Source organism: Pedobacter sp. NJ-S-72, assembly GCF_053890575.1.
The window spans coordinates 2,372,024-2,386,218 of record NZ_CM132681.1 but is presented as its reverse complement, the minus strand read 5'-3'; the positions used below and the strand labels follow the sequence as shown (position 1 = coordinate 2,386,218).

Sequence of the window (14,195 nt, the reverse complement as noted above, 5' to 3'; positions counted from 1 at the left end):
GTATTAGTTTGTTTTTTTCTTCGCATACTCCATCGCAGCGGCGACAAATTTAACAAAAAGTGGGTGAGGATTAGCAACTGTTGATTTTAATTCTGGATGAAATTGTCCACCAACGAAAAACGGATGGTTTTTAAGCTCTACAATTTCCACTAAATGACTGTCTGGATTAGTACCGGAAGCGATCATACCAGCTTCTTCATATTGATTCAAATAAGCACTGTTAAACTCATAACGATGTCTGTGACGCTCATTAATGTGTGTTGTTTACCATAAGCACCAAAAGCTTTAGTCCCTTTTTTAAGATCACAAGGGTAAGAACCAAGACGCATTGTACCACCTTTAGTCGTTACTGTTTTCTGATCTTCCATCATATTGATAACCGGATCAACAGTTAATTCATCAATTTCAGTTGTATTTGCTGTTTTTAAGCCCAGTACATTACGGCCAAACTCAATAACCGCACACTGCATACCTAAACAAATACCAAAGAAAGGAACGTTATTTTCACGAACGTAACGAATGGCATCAATTTTTCCTTCAATACCACGGCTGCCAAATCCTGGCGCAACTAAAACACCATCAAGGTGACCTAGTTTCTCTTTTGTATTTTCAGCGTTAACTTCTTCAGAATGGATATATTCTACCCTTACTTTACATTCGTTTTTAGCACCAGCGTGAATGAAAGCTTCAATAATTGATTTATAAGCATCTGGTAATTCAACATATTTACCTACCAGACCAATTCTAACTTCAGAAGAAGTTGGGTTTTTAAGTCTTCCAAGGAAGTCTTTCCAGCTTTCCATATCCGGCTCGTTTTTCTGTGCCAGTTTAAGTTTGCTCAATACTGTTTTATCCAGTTGTTCCTTCATCATTAACAATGGAACAGAATAGATTGATGAAGCATCAATAGATTCAATTACTGCATTTACATTTACATTACAGAACAAGGCGATCTTTTTACGGATATCCATGTTAATATGCTGCTCGGTACGACATACTAAGATATCTGGCTGAATACCATATTCCAATAATGCTTTAACAGAGTGTTGGGTTGGTTTTTTTGTTTTAAGCTCACCAGCTGCTGCAAGATAAGGGATCAGTGTTAAGTGGATCACGATAGCGTTATTGGCGCCAGCTTCCCATTTAAACTGTCTTACTGCCTCAATGAAAGGAAGAGATTCGATATCTCCGACAGTTCCACCAAGTTCAGTGATTACAATATCATAATCACCTGTTTCACCAAGGATACGCATATTGCGTTTAATTTTTCATCAGTGATATGCGGAACAACCTGAACAGTTTTTCCAAGATATTCACCCTGACGTTCTTTGTTGATTACATTCTGATAAATACGACCTGTTGTGATATTATTAGCCTGTGAAGTAGGTACATTTAAGAAACGCTCATAATGACCTAAATCTAAATCAGTTTCAGCACCGTCTTCAGTTACGTAGCATTCACCATGCTCATATGGGTTTAACGTTCCCGGATCAATATTGATATAGGGATCAAATTTCTGAATGGTTACACGGTAACCTCTTGCTTGTAAAAGTTTGGCCAATGAAGCGGAGATGATGCCCTTACCTAAAGAGGAAGTAACACCGCCCGTAACAAAAATATACTTAGTCATGTTTGTGAGTTTGTGAAATAAAAGCCGCTTTTAAGGGCGTTTTTATTGTTTTTGTACGGGATACAAAGCTACGGAAATATTGTGGAATTGGGAAACTAATTATCAATCAAATCTAATTATATAGAATCTGATAAGCTGTTTTATAAAAAAAAAGACCAGATAAATTACCTGGCCTTTTTCAATTTTATATTTGGTTAGAATATGCTTGGTTAAACAAATGTTAAACAGCTACGCCGTAACACTAAGGTAAATCTAATATTAATTTTAGAATTTAGTATACACATTGTTGAATAAAAAAATATTATATGTAACTTGTTGGTTTTCAGATATATTAATTGTTGTTTTATTCTGGAGTATATCATTTTCAGGTAAAAATAACGAGCTAATACGTTCTTTTAATATGATTAGAGAGGGATTGGAGGTCGATTATAAAGAGCTTATCATATACACTAACATTCCTGTCTTATTTACAGCATTCGTAGTAGTTTTTGACCTTTTTATCCTGTTCAGACCAGGCAATATATACCTTGCTTTCTTTACCTAAACGGTATTTGAAACCATTTACGCCAGTTTTTTTTAATTCTTCAAAAAAGTTTTTATCCGGTGTATTCTTGTCAGGAGTTTCTGTTTCAGTAACCGCTGGTTCAATAAAATTCTCCTCATCAAAGAAAAGAGAAAGCTCTTCTCTCATAAATTGCAGCTGTTCTTTCTTTTTGCCTAAATCAATACTCTCTTTGTAATTATCCAGGAGCGCAGTGGCTTTCAGTGTTTTCGTATAAATCTGATGGCCGTCTTGCGGGGTGATTGTAAAAACAAGCTCCATGTTTTTTGGTTCGTCTCCTTTAAGGACAATTCTAAAAGTATCTAGTTTTGTGGTGTCACTAAAGGAACGTAAAGCCGTTTTTGTATTGGATGCAGCATCATGTACCCCAGACGGTTCTGAGGAGTTACAGGCCGCTAAAAAAAGAGGCAGGGTTAAGAGGTAAATATAAACGCTTTTCATGCAGAGGTATTTTAATCCTAAGATAGGGAATTAATTGCCCTTGATCCTAATGATCTTCTCCAGGTCTTCGGGGGTGTCGACTGCAATTGTCTCCAAATCAGTTACTTTTGTTTGGATTCTGTAGCCGTTTTCTAACCACCTCAGCTGTTCAAGACTTTCGGCAATTTCTAACGGGGAGGGTTTGAGCTGTGTGATTTTTAACAGGGTTTCTGTGGTATAGCCATAAATCCCGATGTGTTTATAGAACTGAAAAGTTTTCGCCCAGTCTTGTGGAACCGCGTTTCTAAGAAAAGGAATTGTCTGTCTGCTGAAATAAAGAGCTTCCTGAGTAGAATTAAGAATAACTTTAGGGATATTCTGATTGAATAACTCTTCGTCAGTATGTATTTTTTTGACCAGGGTCGCTAATTTGACGTTGGGATCTTCAAAACAGGAGCTCAGCAGGTCAATCTGGATAGGGTCGATATAAGGTTCGTCCCCCTGGATATTAATGATCACATCAAACCCCGGGAAATTTAATGCTACTTCAGCACAACGATCAGTGCCACTCTGATGATCTGGCCTTGTTAGCATATATTCGCCGCCAAAACGCTTTATTTCGGCAATAATCCTTTCGTCATCAGTAGCTAGCTATAACGACTTTATCAAGGCTTGCAGAACTGCAAGCCTGTTCATAAACGCGCTGAATCATACTTTTCCCGTTGATATCTATCAGCGGTTTGCCCGGAAACCGTGTCGATGCGTACCGGGCAGGAATAATTCCAAGTTTAGCCATCTTAAAAAAGTCCGTGTATTTCTGCTTCTATAGCTTGTATTACTGTACCCAGATCTTCAGGATTATTGGTGAAATCTAATTTATCCTTATCCAGAATTAATAATTTACCCAATGAATAATTTTTAATCCATGCTTCGTATTTCTCATTGAGTTTAGATAAATAGTCTAAACGGATACTTGCTTCATAATCACGTCCTCTGCGCTGAATATTGTTAACCAGTGTAGGAACAGAAGCACGCAGATAAACCAATAGATCAGGTGGCTTAATGAAAGAAGTTATGTTTTCAAAAATGTCCCTGTAATTCTGATGATCCCTTGTAGTCATTAATCCCATTTCATGCAGGTTTTCTGCAAAAATATGTGCATGCATCTCATAAATGGTCCTGTCTTGTATAACGTCCCGTTTATTAGTCTGGATATCTACGATCTGCTGAAAACGATTGTTCAGGAAATAGATCTGTAAATTGAAACTCCAGCGTTTCATATCACTATAGAAATCTTCCAGATAGGGATTGTTATCTACTTCTTCGTACAAAGCTTCCCAACCATAATTTTTAGCCAACAGGCTTGTTAAAGTAGTTTTACCGGCGCCTATATTGCCAACTATTGCTATATGCATATGATCTTTATGATGAGCTTAAATTAATCTAATTTATTAAAATGGTTTGAAACCTATCAGTTCTCTAACTTCTTTTATTGTTTTTCTTGCACTTTCTCTTGCTTTTTCCGCACCCAGATTAGCTACTTTACGCAGATAATCACTGTCTTTTGAAATTTCTTCAATGCGCTCACGTATTGGAGAATTGAACACAATCATGTCTTCAGCCAGTTGTTTTTTTAAGTCACCGTAACGGATCTGACATTTTTATAAAGTTCGTCAAAATGAGCAATTGTATCAGGAGTTGAAACAATCTTCATCAGGTCGAACAGGTTCTGAATGGCTTCTGGTTTAGGCTGGTTTTCTTCAGTGGGGCCACCATCAGAAACTGCTTTTAATACTTTTTTACGGATAATTTCCGGAGAATCGGCCAGATAAATGCAATTAGCATCACCTTCTGATTTTCCCATTTTTCCTTTTCCATCCAATCCGGGAACCTTCACCAGGTTTGCTGAATAACTGAAAGCAAAAGGCTCAGGAAAGTATTCTGAATTATATAAACGGTTAAAACGGTTTCCAAAAGTACGGGTCATTTCCAAATGCTGCTCCTGATCTTTACCTACAGGAACTTTTAATGCTTTATGGATCAGAATATCAGCGGCCATTAAAGCCGGGTAAGTCAGTAAGCCTGCGTTAACGTTATCTGGCTGAGAACGGATTTTATCCTTGAAAGAAGTACTTCTTTCTAATTCACCCATATAAGTTCATATTCAGGTACAGATAAAGTTCTGTTACTTCCGGAACATCAGACTGTATATAAATTGTTGCTACTTCAGGGTCAATTCCGCAGGCCAGATATTCTACTAACACATTTTTAACATAACCATGCAAATCTCCAGGAGTAGGGTGGGTAGTTAAGGAGTGTAAATCAGCAATAAAGAAAAAACAATTATATTCATGCTGCATTTTTATAAAATTGGCTACTGCGCCAAAATAATTGCCAAGATGTAATTTTCCTGTTGGACGTATACCACTTACTACTATTTCTTTCATTTTCCTGGGTTTGTTTTGCTGAAACCTGTAATGGTTAATATTAATTGACTGACATAAATTCTGTCAGCAGAGGTTTCCAAAGGTCGAAATTAATAAAAAAAAAACCTTATCCGAAGGTTTAATAATTGATTTTAATGTATGAACCACCTGTGTATGACCGATATAATATTAAGATACCAGTATAAGACTTTCGGACGAACATGCGTGTGAGTCCACGTCAGGTCCACGTCGGGTCCACCTCGAGTCCGCCTTTTTCTGTAAATAGGCGGACTCACTATGTAATAGCGTTGTACCAGAGATATATTCGCACGGAAGTCTTTGTCATGTTAAGTAAATATTGCTGACAAAACAGTATTTTTGAGCTAATAAAATATATCCTTTAAAAAGATGAACATAGATAAAGCGACGATTTATAAGGTAGCAGACCTGGCAAGAATTGAGATTGCGGAAGAGGAAGTAGGAACTTTACAGGCTGATATGAACAAAATCCTCACCTTTATGGAGAAGCTGAATGAGCTGGATACAAAAAATGTAGCGCCGCTTGTTTATATGAACCCTGAGGTGAATGTATGGAGAAAAGACGTAGTGAAACAGGATATTACAGTTAGTGAAGGATTGAAAAATGCTGCGCTGCATAATGAAGAGTTTTTTCTTGTTCCGAAAATACTCGATAAATAATTTCGTTTGTAACAACAGGCGATTCAATATGTCTAACCTCAGAAGCTACTAAAAGCTTTGTCATTGTTAAAATATAGGCGCAAATGGAAAAACCATTAATTGTTATCAAAGAAATAGGTCGTAAATATGTGATAGGAACTGAGGTTATCCACGCCCTTAAATCAGTTTCACTAAATATTAATAAAGGTGAATTTGTTGCCCTAATGGGACCTTCAGGTTCAGGGAAATCAACTTTGATGAATATTTTAGGTTGTCTGGATACTCCTAGTAAAGGAGATTATATCCTTAACGATATTGATGTAAGCCATATGACAGATGATGCGCTTGCAGAAGTCAGAAACCAGGAAATCGGATTTGTATTCCAGACCTTTAACCTGCTGCCAAGATCTACATCACTGGATAATGTTGCTTTACCCCTGATCTATGCCGGAGTGACTAAAAAAGAACGGGACAGACGCGCAATGGTGGCCCTGGAAAACGTTGGTTTAGGAAACCGGGTTACACACAAGCCTAATGAGCTTTCGGGCGGTCAGCGGCAGCGTGTGGCTGTTGCAAGAGCATTGATCAATGATCCTTCTATTATTCTTGCTGATGAGCCTACAGGTAACCTGGATACTAAAACGTCCATTGAGATCATGGGTTTGCTGGAAGAAATCCATAGTAAAGGAAATACAATTATTTTAGTGACGCACGAGGAAGATATTGCTTTGCATGCGCACCGGATCGTAAGAATGCGTGATGGACTGATCGAAAATGATTATTTGAACACGGATATTAAAACTGTTTCTCCGCGTCTTTCTAAATTAATAGAGAGTGGTGAAGATTTTGAGAAAATGGGACATAATTAATGAAGATATATACCAAAACTGGTGACAAGGGACAAACCTCATTAATAGGGGGGACAAGAGTCCCGAAATTTCATCTGCGTATTGAATGTTATGGTACTGTAGATGAATTGAATTCTTACATCGGCCTGATCCAGTGTCAGGAAATTGATAATCATGCAGAGCAGGTACTAAAGGAGATACAAGACCGTTTATTCACGATAGGCGCTTCTCTTGCTGCGGATCCGGAAAAGTCAAAAATGAAAATTCCTGATTTGAATCTGACAGATATTACTTTGCTGGAAGAGGAGATGGACAAGATGAATGAAATTTTGCCGGAACTGAAACATTTTGTACTGCCCGGAGGGAATACTGTTGTCTCTTATTGTCATATTGCACGATGTATTTGCAGGAGAGCTGAAAGACTAACCGTGCATCTGGCAACGGATAGCTTTGTGGATGATAAAGTCACGATATACTTGAACAGATTAAGTGATTATCTGTTTGTTCTGGCAAGGAAGCTTGGTTTTGATGATAAAACAGATGAAAGTATCTGGTTACCAAGGCTATAAAATGGTGGAAAAAAAATTTGTTTTCATCAGTATTTTTAATATACTTTTGCAAAATAAATAAGAACAATAAAATAGTATAGAATATGTATTGGACATTAGAATTAGCATCGCATTTGGAAGACGCTCCATGGCCTGCAACAAAAACGAACTTATTGATTACGGTATCAGATCAGGTGCACCTGTAGAGGTCATTGAAAACCTGCAAGCATTAGAAGATGACGGTGAACCGTATGAAACTATTGAAGAAATTTGGCCGGATTATCCGACTAAAGATGATTTCTTCTTTAATGAAGACGAATATTAGAAGCGGTTTAAATTTTAAAAAGCATTCTTGAATACGCATAATTGAAAGCTCCGGTGACGGGGCTTTCGTTTTTTTGGAACGATGATTGTTTGTGAAATGTCAGGAGTTGTCTAAACTTTTAAATCATTTAATTAACGAACCAATAAAAAATACTATTATGGGAAATTTACTTTATTTAGTTGCAGTAGTGTTAATCATACTTTGGGTGATTGGCTTTTTCTTTCACGGTTTCGGCGATGTAGGAGGTTTGATCCACGTATTATTAGTAATTGCAGTAATTGCAATTATTCTGAAAATAATTAACAGAGCTGCTTAATAACAGATCAACATAGTGAAACTTGCGTAGAGGCTTCTGAGAAATCAGGAGCCTTTCTTTTTGAGCAGGAAGGATGCCATTTCCAGATCCTGAGGATAAGTTATTTTGATATTACTTCGTTCTCCCGGGATTAGATTAATGCCAAATCCCGCTCTTTCTACAACGGAAGCATCGTCTGTGAATTCATTTCTATATGGTTGTAGGTAAGCCTTTTTTAATTGTTCTATCTGGAAGGTCTGAGGGGTTTGGATCAGGTAAAGCTCCTCTCTGTTTAAGGCTTCAGAATTCTGGCCTTCCCGCTTCATTCTAACGGAGTCTACAGGCTGTATTGCAGTGATTGCATTTCCCTTTTCTTCGGCCATCTGAAAGGATTGCAGGATGAGTTCTGCAGTAACAAGGGGACGTACAGCGTCATGTATCGCAACAATTGCTTTACCTTTAATTGTTTTTAAACCATTTCGTACTGAATCAAAACGTTCCTGTCCGCCTTTAATAACCTGATGAGGGATTTTGAAATCATTTTGGTACATAATTCTTCCCAAAACAGGTGCTGATGAATATTCAGGACTAAAATGATTTCTGGATTTAGGACACATTGGCTAAAAGCTTCCAGTGTGTACATTAAAATAGGTTTGCCATCCAGTTCTAAAAATTGTTTGGCGACAGCTAAATTCATCCTGTTACCTTTTCCGCCTGCAACAATGATAGCGTAATATTTCATCTGTTTTTTTTATAGGGTCTTGCTATGTCTTAAATCTAGACATTTTAAATAGTTTTAGGACAAAAAAAATAGGAGAATCAAAAGATCCTCCTATTTTTTTATGGGGTGTTTTTAACAATTAGATGATCAGCATAGCATCACCGTAACTGTAGAAACGATATTTCTCTTTTAATGCAACTTCATAAGCATGTCTAACGTAGTCGTAACCTCCAAATGCACTAACCATCATCAATAATGTAGATTCTGGTGTATGGAAATTGGTGATCATTGAATTTGCAATGCTGAAATCATATGGAGGAAAATAAACTTGCTTGTCCAGTCATTTGCTGGTTTAAGCATTTTTCCTGAAGACACAGCAGACTCAATGGCACGCATAGAAGTAGTACCTACAGCACAGATACGTCTTTTTTCATTTAATGCTTTGTTAACGATATTAGCTTGTGACTCTTCAATAATGAATTGCTCTGAATCCATTTTGTGTTTAGTTAAATCTTCAACTTCAACAGATCTGAAAGTACCTAATCCTACATGAAGGGTTACTTCTGCAAAATTAATTCCTTTCAATTCAAGACGTTTCATTAACTCACGGCTAAAGTGCATACCTGCAGTAGGAGCGGCAACAGCACCTTCGTGTTTAGCGAAAATAGTCTGGTAACGTTCTTTATCCTGTGCAGTAGCTTTACGTTTTATATATTTTGGAAGTGGGGTTTCTCCAAGGATCTCAATATTTTTTCTGAATTCTTCGTCAGTACCGTCGAATAAGAAACGGATAGTACGGCCACGTGATGTTGTATTCAACAACTTCCGCTACCAGTAAATCGTCATCACCAAAATAAAGTTTGTTTCCTACACGGATTTTACGTGCCGGGTCTACTAAAACATCCCATAAACGTAATTCTTTATTCAGTTCGCGCAATAAAAACACTTCAATTGTAGCACCTGTTTTCTCTTTATTACCGTATAAACGTGCAGGAAAAACCTTGGTGTTATTCAATATCATTACATCCTGATCATCAAAATACTCCAAAACATCTTTAAAGATTTTATGTTCAATTTCACCTGTGTCTTTATGCAAAACCATTAAACGGGCTTCGTCCCTGTGTTCCGAAGGATTATTTGCAACTAATGATTCAGGTAGATTAAACTTAAATTGAGATAACTTCATGTTTTTTATAAAATAATTAAGGCCGCAAATTTACGAAATTTAATGCTTATTAATGTATAAATATTTATTCTGATAAATTTATGTTAATTTTTCATCCCATTGTGTCCAAAGAATAAACGATCTTGTAAAGATTATTTGATAATAAACTGATTTTAATGTAACCTTTTCACCCTTTTTTAATCTAAAGTGTAATTATGATGATATTCAGACTTATAGGTGAAAGTTTCAGGTTTGCTGCCGATGCACTCCGTCAGAATAAACTCCGGACAATGCTCTCTTTATTGGGGATCACGATCGGTATATTCACAATCATTGCTGTTTTTTCTGGTGTAGATACGCTAAGAAATAAATTACAGGAAAGCGTTGACAAACTGGGTTCTAATACGCTTTTTGTCCAGAAATGGCCCTGGGGGTTTGGGGGTGATTATCCGTGGTGGAAATATATTAACAGACCTGATCCGAGTATCAGAGATTATGAAGCTTTAAAGGAGCGCATGGAAAATGTTGACGGAATTTCTTTTGAAGCTTCTGCAAGCAACAGAACTATAAAATATAGAAGCAGCTCTGTAAATGGAGTAACCTTAAATGCGGGAACGCAGGATTATGATAAAACCTGGACACTGGATTTTCAGGAGGGCAGGTATTTTACTGAAAGTGAAGGTAAGAATGGTGCTCCGGTAACCATTATTGGTGCTGATGTAGCCAATGGGTTATTTAACGGTGAATCTGCTGTCGGTAAACAAATTAAAGTGATGGGACGAAGGGTGACGATTGTAGGAGTGTTTAAGAAAGAAGGGGAAGATATGATCGGGATGTCGCAAGATAAAAATGTACTGATTCCTTTGAACTTAGCGAGAGGGTTATTTGATGTTCAGAATGGTAATTATGGCCCTCAGATTACGGTAAGAGGAAAGGCTGATGTTCCATTGGAAGAGGTGGAAAGTGAGCTTGAAGGGGCTATGCGTGCTATACACAGGACTAAACCGGGAACTGAGGAGGATTTTGCGCTGAATAAGACGACAATGATCTCTAATCAGCTGGATATGATGTTTAAAATGGTGAGGATTGCAGGCTGGGTGATTGGTGGGTTCTCTATTTTAGTGGGAGGATTCGGTATCGCTAATATCATGTTCGTTTCTGTAAAGGAAAGGACTAATATTATCGGAATTCAAAAATCACTGGGCGCAAAGAATTACTTTATTTTATTACAGTTTATGTTTGAAGCGGTAGCGCTTTGTGTAATGGGGGGATTGTTAGGGCTGTTACTGGTGTATAGTTTGACACTTGTGTTTACGTATGCGGTGAAGGTGGAGGTTGTTTTGTATATGAAAAACATCATCATGGGGATTGGTATCTCCGTGGTTATAGGAATGATATCTGGCTTCTGGCCAGCTTATGCGGCTTCAAGGCTTGATCCGGTGGAGGCTATAAGGTCTTAATCGACGGGGTAAAAAAAACTGTTAATGAATTCTGGCTACGTTCCCTCTTTGAGGGCCCTGATGCCAGAATTCATTAACAGTTTTTTTTTACCTCTAAAAATCCCGGATATCCATTAGCGGAAAACCTTGAAGATGCAACACACTGCGAGAAACCCGATAAAGCTCCTGCTAAACAGGAGAAACTGCATAAATGGGTCGGCAGGGTGGCTAGGGAAAGGTTTTTAGAAGAAACTTTTAGATAGACTGGCTTGAAAGAATATAATTTTTAGAAGAATCTTTTAGATAGACTGGCTTGAAGAATATAATTTTTAGAAGAAACTTTTAGATAGACCGGCTTGAAAGAATATAATTTTCAGAAGAAACTTTTAGATAGACTGGCTTGAAAGAATATAATTTTTAGAAGAAACTTTTAGATAGACTGGCTTGAAAGAATATAATTTTTAGAAGAAACTTTTAGATAGACCGGCTTGAAAGAATATAATTTTCAGAAGAAACTTTTGATTAAGCTAACGAGGAAGAAACTTTTAGATAGACTGGCTAAAAGAAATTTTCAGGTATATCTTCCAGAAGAATTGTCTTGTGTTTAAATCACTTCTTTTTTCTGTTTGTAATAGATCAGAATTGCTAATACAAAACCTATAAATACTACTGTCATACTAAAGGGGAAGATATATAGCATCCCAAAAACTGGCCAACTCCGCCTACCAATGGCCCGGTAAGCCCAAGGGAAAGATCTATGAATAATCCGTAACCACCGAGGGCAGCGCCTTTGTTTGATGCGGGTACGCGTTTAACGGCTTCTACGCCAAGGGCTGGGAAAATCAGGGAGAAACCAAGCCCGGCTATACCTGCGCCTATAAGTGCAAGGTGAGGGCTGGTGGCTAATGCAAGGATGAAAAGACCTGTAGATTCCATGGCCAGGCAGGCTATGGATGTTTTCATACCACCGTATGTTTCTATGGCACGGCCAAAAATAAGACGGCCAACTATAAAGAGAAGACTAAAGACAGATAGACATAAAACAGCTCCGCCCCAGTTTAAAGAGGCGTAGTAAAGGGTGATAAAGGTAGAAATTGTTCCAAACCCAAGACCGCCAAGGGCAAGGCAGATACCGTAAGGTGAGACTGTCTTCAATACTTGAAGGAATGGTTGTCTGGGCTCTTTATGGTTTCCTCTTAAGGCTTTCTGACTTCTGGCATAAAAGAAGCCGGCTGCTCCGACTACAATAATCAGGATGCCAATACTGCCTATTCCAAATTCGTTATTCAGGATGACTCCCAAAGGGGCTCCAACCGCTAGTGCTCCATAACTGGCAATGCCGTTAAAGGAGATTGCTTTTCCGGTGTGCTGATCGCCAACGGCAAATATCGCCCAGTTAACAGGACTGGCTCCGATCAGACCTTCTCCGAAACCTGTCATAAAACGGGTGAGCACCAGAACTCCAAGGCTTAATGCAGGGGTATGTCTGAGATGATAGGCTGCAAAGAGTAAGATGCCGCTTAAGGCAAATCCGGTCATGCCAATTAAGACTGCTGGTTTTGGCCCTCTTTTATCGACAATGTTCCCGGCGTAGCCACGGAATAGAAATGTCGTTACATATTGTAAACTGATCACTATACCAGCAATCATTGGGCTGTAACCCAATTGCTGATGGATAAAAACTGGTAATACTGCCAGTGATAAACCTATGGTGAAGTATCCTGAAAAAGTGAATGTGACGAATTTTGTTATTGTTAAACGGATGCTTGATGGAGTAACATCCGCGATTGTATTTGTTTGCATAACCTTTAATATGTGCTTAAGGTGATCAGATGGGTTTTAAACCAGCCTTAAGATGACGGCGCAAAGTTAATGAGATTTGGTAGCCCCGGGTATTTAATAAAGGCATAAATCAGATAATTACTTTGAAATGAAATTGAACAGCAGAATGTAACAAGTGTTCGGTTTGTTTGTCAAAAGGTAACTAAAAACTAAAGCTATGAAATGGAATTTTTTCTCTAAAAAGAAAACTGAAACCACCAGGCCAAAAAAAAGCAGGAAACGGGAGTGGTTTGATGCCGTGTTATTCGCTGTTGTTGCATCTACTATTATACGGGGATTGTTATTCTCAGCTTATGCTATTCCTTCAGGCTCCATGGAAGGATCGCTGCTTACTGGCGACTATTTGTTCGTGAGCAAGATCAGCTATGGGCAAGAATGCCCTTTACGCCTGTTCAAAATCCTTTTTTAGAATCTACGATTACAAAATACCATATCAAAACTTACTGGGATGGTATACAGCTGCCGTACTTCCGTTTACCGGGCTTAACAACCATAAAAAAGGGTGATATTGTGGTGTTTAATAAACCAGAAGAAGCTGATCCTTCTTATGATAAACCTGTAGATGTAAGGACAAACCTTATTAAACGCTGTCAGGCTACTCCAGGAGATGTACTTGCAATCGTAAATTCACAGGTCTATATTAATGGGAAGGCTGCCCCAAATGCAGAGAAATCTCAGACATCGTATATGGTGATGACTTCCGGAGATATGATTAACCCCGATATTTTTCGTGATATGAATATTGAAGTTCGCCGGCAAATCGATAGCAATGTTTATGAAATGATTATCCCGAAAGATCAGTTGGCAACTTTTAAGGGGTTCTCTTATATTAAAAGTGTAACGCCTGTAATTGAGCCTGTTGGGGGAGCTATGTGAGTCTGTTTTTCCTCACAATGATAGGTTCAAATGGAATGAGGACAACTTCGGGCCGCTTACTTTGCCAAAAAAAGGGATGTCAATACCACTAAATGAAGAAAATATAATCTTATATCGCAGGGCAATTGAATTGTATGAGAATAATAAGGTGCAATTAAAAGGAAATACTATACTGATCAATGGTAAAAAAGCAGATAGCTATACTTTTAAAATGAACTATTACTGGATGATGGGTGATAACCGTCATAATTCGCTGGATTCCCGTTTCTGGGGTTATGTGCCTGAAGACCATGTGCTTGGTAAAGCATTAATCACATGGATGAGCATTGATTCGACAAAAACTTTGCTGAATAAGGTGAGATGGAACAGGATTCTAAAGCCGATTAATTAACAAGAATATCAATTTCTGAACAAAAAAAG

15 protein-coding genes and 4 pseudogenes are annotated in these 14,195 nt (G+C 38.0%); 9 read left to right on the top strand and 10 right to left on the bottom strand.

Annotated features, from left to right (window positions below; translation table 11 throughout):
• Positions 1-3 precede the first annotated feature (3 nt).
• The 6 genes and pseudogenes from ACWYN3_RS15950 to trpS all read right to left on the bottom strand — a co-directional run bounded on the left by ACWYN3_RS15950 (position 4) and on the right by trpS (position 5,059).
• Positions 4-1,630 (bottom strand): annotated as a pseudogene (locus ACWYN3_RS15950) (CTP synthase).
• A 463-nt stretch (positions 1,631-2,093) separates the two neighbouring features.
• A complete protein-coding gene (locus ACWYN3_RS15945; protein WP_456222014.1) occupies positions 2,094-2,633 on the bottom strand; it encodes a hypothetical protein in 540 nt (179 codons plus the stop codon).
• Positions 2,634-2,663: 30 nt separating this feature from the next.
• On the bottom strand, positions 2,664-3,206 hold the full coding sequence (gene kdsB / locus ACWYN3_RS15940) for a 3-deoxy-manno-octulosonate cytidylyltransferase (protein WP_456222013.1): 543 nt from the start codon (positions 3,204-3,206) through the stop codon (positions 2,664-2,666).
• Positions 3,207-3,252: 46 nt separating this feature from the next.
• Positions 3,253-3,408 carry a cytidylyltransferase domain-containing protein gene (locus ACWYN3_RS15935; protein WP_456222012.1) on the bottom strand — a complete coding sequence of 52 codons (156 nt, stop codon included), beginning with the start codon at positions 3,406-3,408 and terminating at the stop codon, positions 3,253-3,255.
• Between the two features lies 1 nt (position 3,409).
• Positions 3,410-4,027 carry a deoxynucleoside kinase gene (locus tag ACWYN3_RS15930; protein WP_456222011.1) on the bottom strand — a complete coding sequence of 206 codons (618 nt, stop codon included), beginning with the start codon at positions 4,025-4,027 and terminating at the stop codon, positions 3,410-3,412.
• Positions 4,028-4,063: 36 nt separating this feature from the next.
• Positions 4,064-5,059: pseudogene (trpS, locus tag ACWYN3_RS15925) on the bottom strand (tryptophan--tRNA ligase).
• Between the two features lie 387 nt (positions 5,060-5,446).
• On the opposite strand from trpS, the gene gatC reads away from it, so the two are divergent.
• The 5 genes and pseudogenes from gatC (at position 5,447) to ACWYN3_RS15900 (ending at position 7,753) form a co-directional block, all read left to right on the top strand.
• On the top strand, positions 5,447-5,737 hold the full coding sequence (gene gatC / locus ACWYN3_RS15920; protein WP_456222010.1) for an Asp-tRNA(Asn)/Glu-tRNA(Gln) amidotransferase subunit GatC: 291 nt from the start codon (positions 5,447-5,449) through the stop codon (positions 5,735-5,737).
• 83 nt (positions 5,738-5,820) lie between these two features.
• Positions 5,821-6,585 carry an ABC transporter ATP-binding protein gene (locus ACWYN3_RS15915; RefSeq protein WP_456222009.1) on the top strand — a complete coding sequence of 255 codons (765 nt, stop codon included), beginning with the start codon at positions 5,821-5,823 and terminating at the stop codon, positions 6,583-6,585.
• Positions 6,585-7,133: a cob(I)yrinic acid a,c-diamide adenosyltransferase gene (locus ACWYN3_RS15910; protein ID WP_456222008.1), complete on the top strand. Its 549-nt coding sequence runs from the start codon at positions 6,585-6,587 to the stop codon at positions 7,131-7,133. The genes ACWYN3_RS15915 and ACWYN3_RS15910 overlap by 1 nt, the downstream gene beginning before the upstream one ends.
• Positions 7,134-7,216: 83 nt before the next feature.
• Positions 7,217-7,437: pseudogene (locus ACWYN3_RS15905) on the top strand (DUF2795 domain-containing protein).
• Between the two features lie 157 nt (positions 7,438-7,594).
• Positions 7,595-7,753 (top strand): lmo0937 family membrane protein, encoded by a 159-nt coding sequence (locus ACWYN3_RS15900; protein WP_111632538.1) that lies wholly within the window; start codon positions 7,595-7,597, stop codon positions 7,751-7,753.
• Positions 7,754-7,797: 44 nt separating this feature from the next.
• On the opposite strand, the gene ACWYN3_RS15895 is transcribed toward ACWYN3_RS15900, so the two are convergent.
• From ACWYN3_RS15895 to queA, 3 genes and pseudogenes are all read right to left on the bottom strand, one after another.
• Positions 7,798-8,283 carry an IspD/TarI family cytidylyltransferase gene (locus ACWYN3_RS15895; RefSeq protein ID WP_456222007.1) on the bottom strand — a complete coding sequence of 162 codons (486 nt, stop codon included), beginning with the start codon at positions 8,281-8,283 and terminating at the stop codon, positions 7,798-7,800.
• Positions 8,202-8,474, bottom strand: a complete 273-nt coding sequence (locus ACWYN3_RS15890) for a 2-C-methyl-D-erythritol 4-phosphate cytidylyltransferase (protein ID WP_456222006.1) — start codon at positions 8,472-8,474, stop codon at positions 8,202-8,204. The genes ACWYN3_RS15895 and ACWYN3_RS15890 overlap by 82 nt, the downstream gene beginning before the upstream one ends.
• Before the next feature lie 118 nt (positions 8,475-8,592).
• Positions 8,593-9,639: pseudogene (gene queA / locus ACWYN3_RS15885) on the bottom strand (tRNA preQ1(34) S-adenosylmethionine ribosyltransferase-isomerase QueA).
• Positions 9,640-9,833: 194 nt separating this feature from the next.
• On the opposite strand from queA, the gene ACWYN3_RS15880 reads away from it, so the two are divergent.
• Entirely contained in the window at positions 9,834-11,078 is a 1,245-nt protein-coding gene (locus ACWYN3_RS15880) for an ABC transporter permease (protein ID WP_456222005.1), read from the top strand.
• Between the two features lie 651 nt (positions 11,079-11,729).
• On the opposite strand, the gene ACWYN3_RS15875 is transcribed toward ACWYN3_RS15880, so the two are convergent.
• On the bottom strand, positions 11,730-12,860 hold the full coding sequence (locus tag ACWYN3_RS15875; RefSeq protein WP_456222004.1) for an MFS transporter: 1,131 nt from the start codon (positions 12,858-12,860) through the stop codon (positions 11,730-11,732).
• A 196-nt stretch (positions 12,861-13,056) separates the two neighbouring features.
• Between ACWYN3_RS15875 and ACWYN3_RS15870 the strand changes: the two genes are divergently transcribed.
• The 3 genes from ACWYN3_RS15870 to ACWYN3_RS15860 are packed head-to-tail and all read left to right on the top strand — an operon-like array spanning position 13,057 to position 14,166.
• Entirely contained in the window at positions 13,057-13,308 is a 252-nt protein-coding gene (locus ACWYN3_RS15870; protein WP_456222003.1) for a S26 family signal peptidase, read from the top strand.
• Positions 13,275-13,775, top strand: coding sequence for a S26 family signal peptidase (locus tag ACWYN3_RS15865; protein ID WP_456222002.1), 501 nt, complete (start codon positions 13,275-13,277; stop codon positions 13,773-13,775). The genes ACWYN3_RS15870 and ACWYN3_RS15865 overlap by 34 nt, the downstream gene beginning before the upstream one ends.
• Positions 13,759-14,166, top strand: a complete 408-nt coding sequence (locus ACWYN3_RS15860; protein ID WP_456222001.1) for a S26 family signal peptidase — start codon at positions 13,759-13,761, stop codon at positions 14,164-14,166. Before ACWYN3_RS15865 ends, ACWYN3_RS15860 begins: the two co-directional genes overlap by 17 nt.
• Positions 14,167-14,195: the final 29 nt, after the last annotated feature.

What these genes read in the sequence shown, in the direction of transcription:
- ACWYN3_RS15945 (WP_456222014.1), bottom strand. Translation starts at nt 2,633, where the DNA reads ATGAAAAGCGTTTATATTTACCTCTTAACCCTGCCTCTTTTTTTAGCG.
- ACWYN3_RS15875 (WP_456222004.1), bottom strand. Translation starts at nt 12,860, where the DNA reads ATGCAAACAAATACAATCGCGGATGTTACTCCATCAAGCATCCGTTTA.
- ACWYN3_RS15900 (WP_111632538.1), top strand. Translation starts at nt 7,595, where the DNA reads ATGGGAAATTTACTTTATTTAGTTGCAGTAGTGTTAATCATACTTTGG.
- ACWYN3_RS15930 (WP_456222011.1), bottom strand. Translation starts at nt 4,027, where the DNA reads ATGCATATAGCAATAGTTGGCAATATAGGCGCCGGTAAAACTACTTTA.
- ACWYN3_RS15890 (WP_456222006.1), bottom strand. Translation starts at nt 8,474, where the DNA reads ATGAAATATTACGCTATCATTGTTGCAGGCGGAAAAGGTAACAGGATG.
- ACWYN3_RS15870 (WP_456222003.1), top strand. Translation starts at nt 13,057, where the DNA reads ATGAAATGGAATTTTTTCTCTAAAAAGAAAACTGAAACCACCAGGCCA.
- ACWYN3_RS15895 (WP_456222007.1), bottom strand. Translation starts at nt 8,283, where the DNA reads ATGTACCAAAATGATTTCAAAATCCCTCATCAGGTTATTAAAGGCGGA.
- ACWYN3_RS15910 (WP_456222008.1), top strand. Translation starts at nt 6,585, where the DNA reads ATGAAGATATATACCAAAACTGGTGACAAGGGACAAACCTCATTAATA.
- ACWYN3_RS15935 (WP_456222012.1), bottom strand. Translation starts at nt 3,408, where the DNA reads ATGGCTAAACTTGGAATTATTCCTGCCCGGTACGCATCGACACGGTTT.
- ACWYN3_RS15915 (WP_456222009.1), top strand. Translation starts at nt 5,821, where the DNA reads ATGGAAAAACCATTAATTGTTATCAAAGAAATAGGTCGTAAATATGTG.
- gatC (WP_456222010.1), top strand. Translation starts at nt 5,447, where the DNA reads ATGAACATAGATAAAGCGACGATTTATAAGGTAGCAGACCTGGCAAGA.
- kdsB (WP_456222013.1), bottom strand. Translation starts at nt 3,206, where the DNA reads ATGCTAACAAGGCCAGATCATCAGAGTGGCACTGATCGTTGTGCTGAA.
- ACWYN3_RS15865 (WP_456222002.1), top strand. Translation starts at nt 13,275, where the DNA reads ATGCCCTTTACGCCTGTTCAAAATCCTTTTTTAGAATCTACGATTACA.
- ACWYN3_RS15880 (WP_456222005.1), top strand. Translation starts at nt 9,834, where the DNA reads ATGATGATATTCAGACTTATAGGTGAAAGTTTCAGGTTTGCTGCCGAT.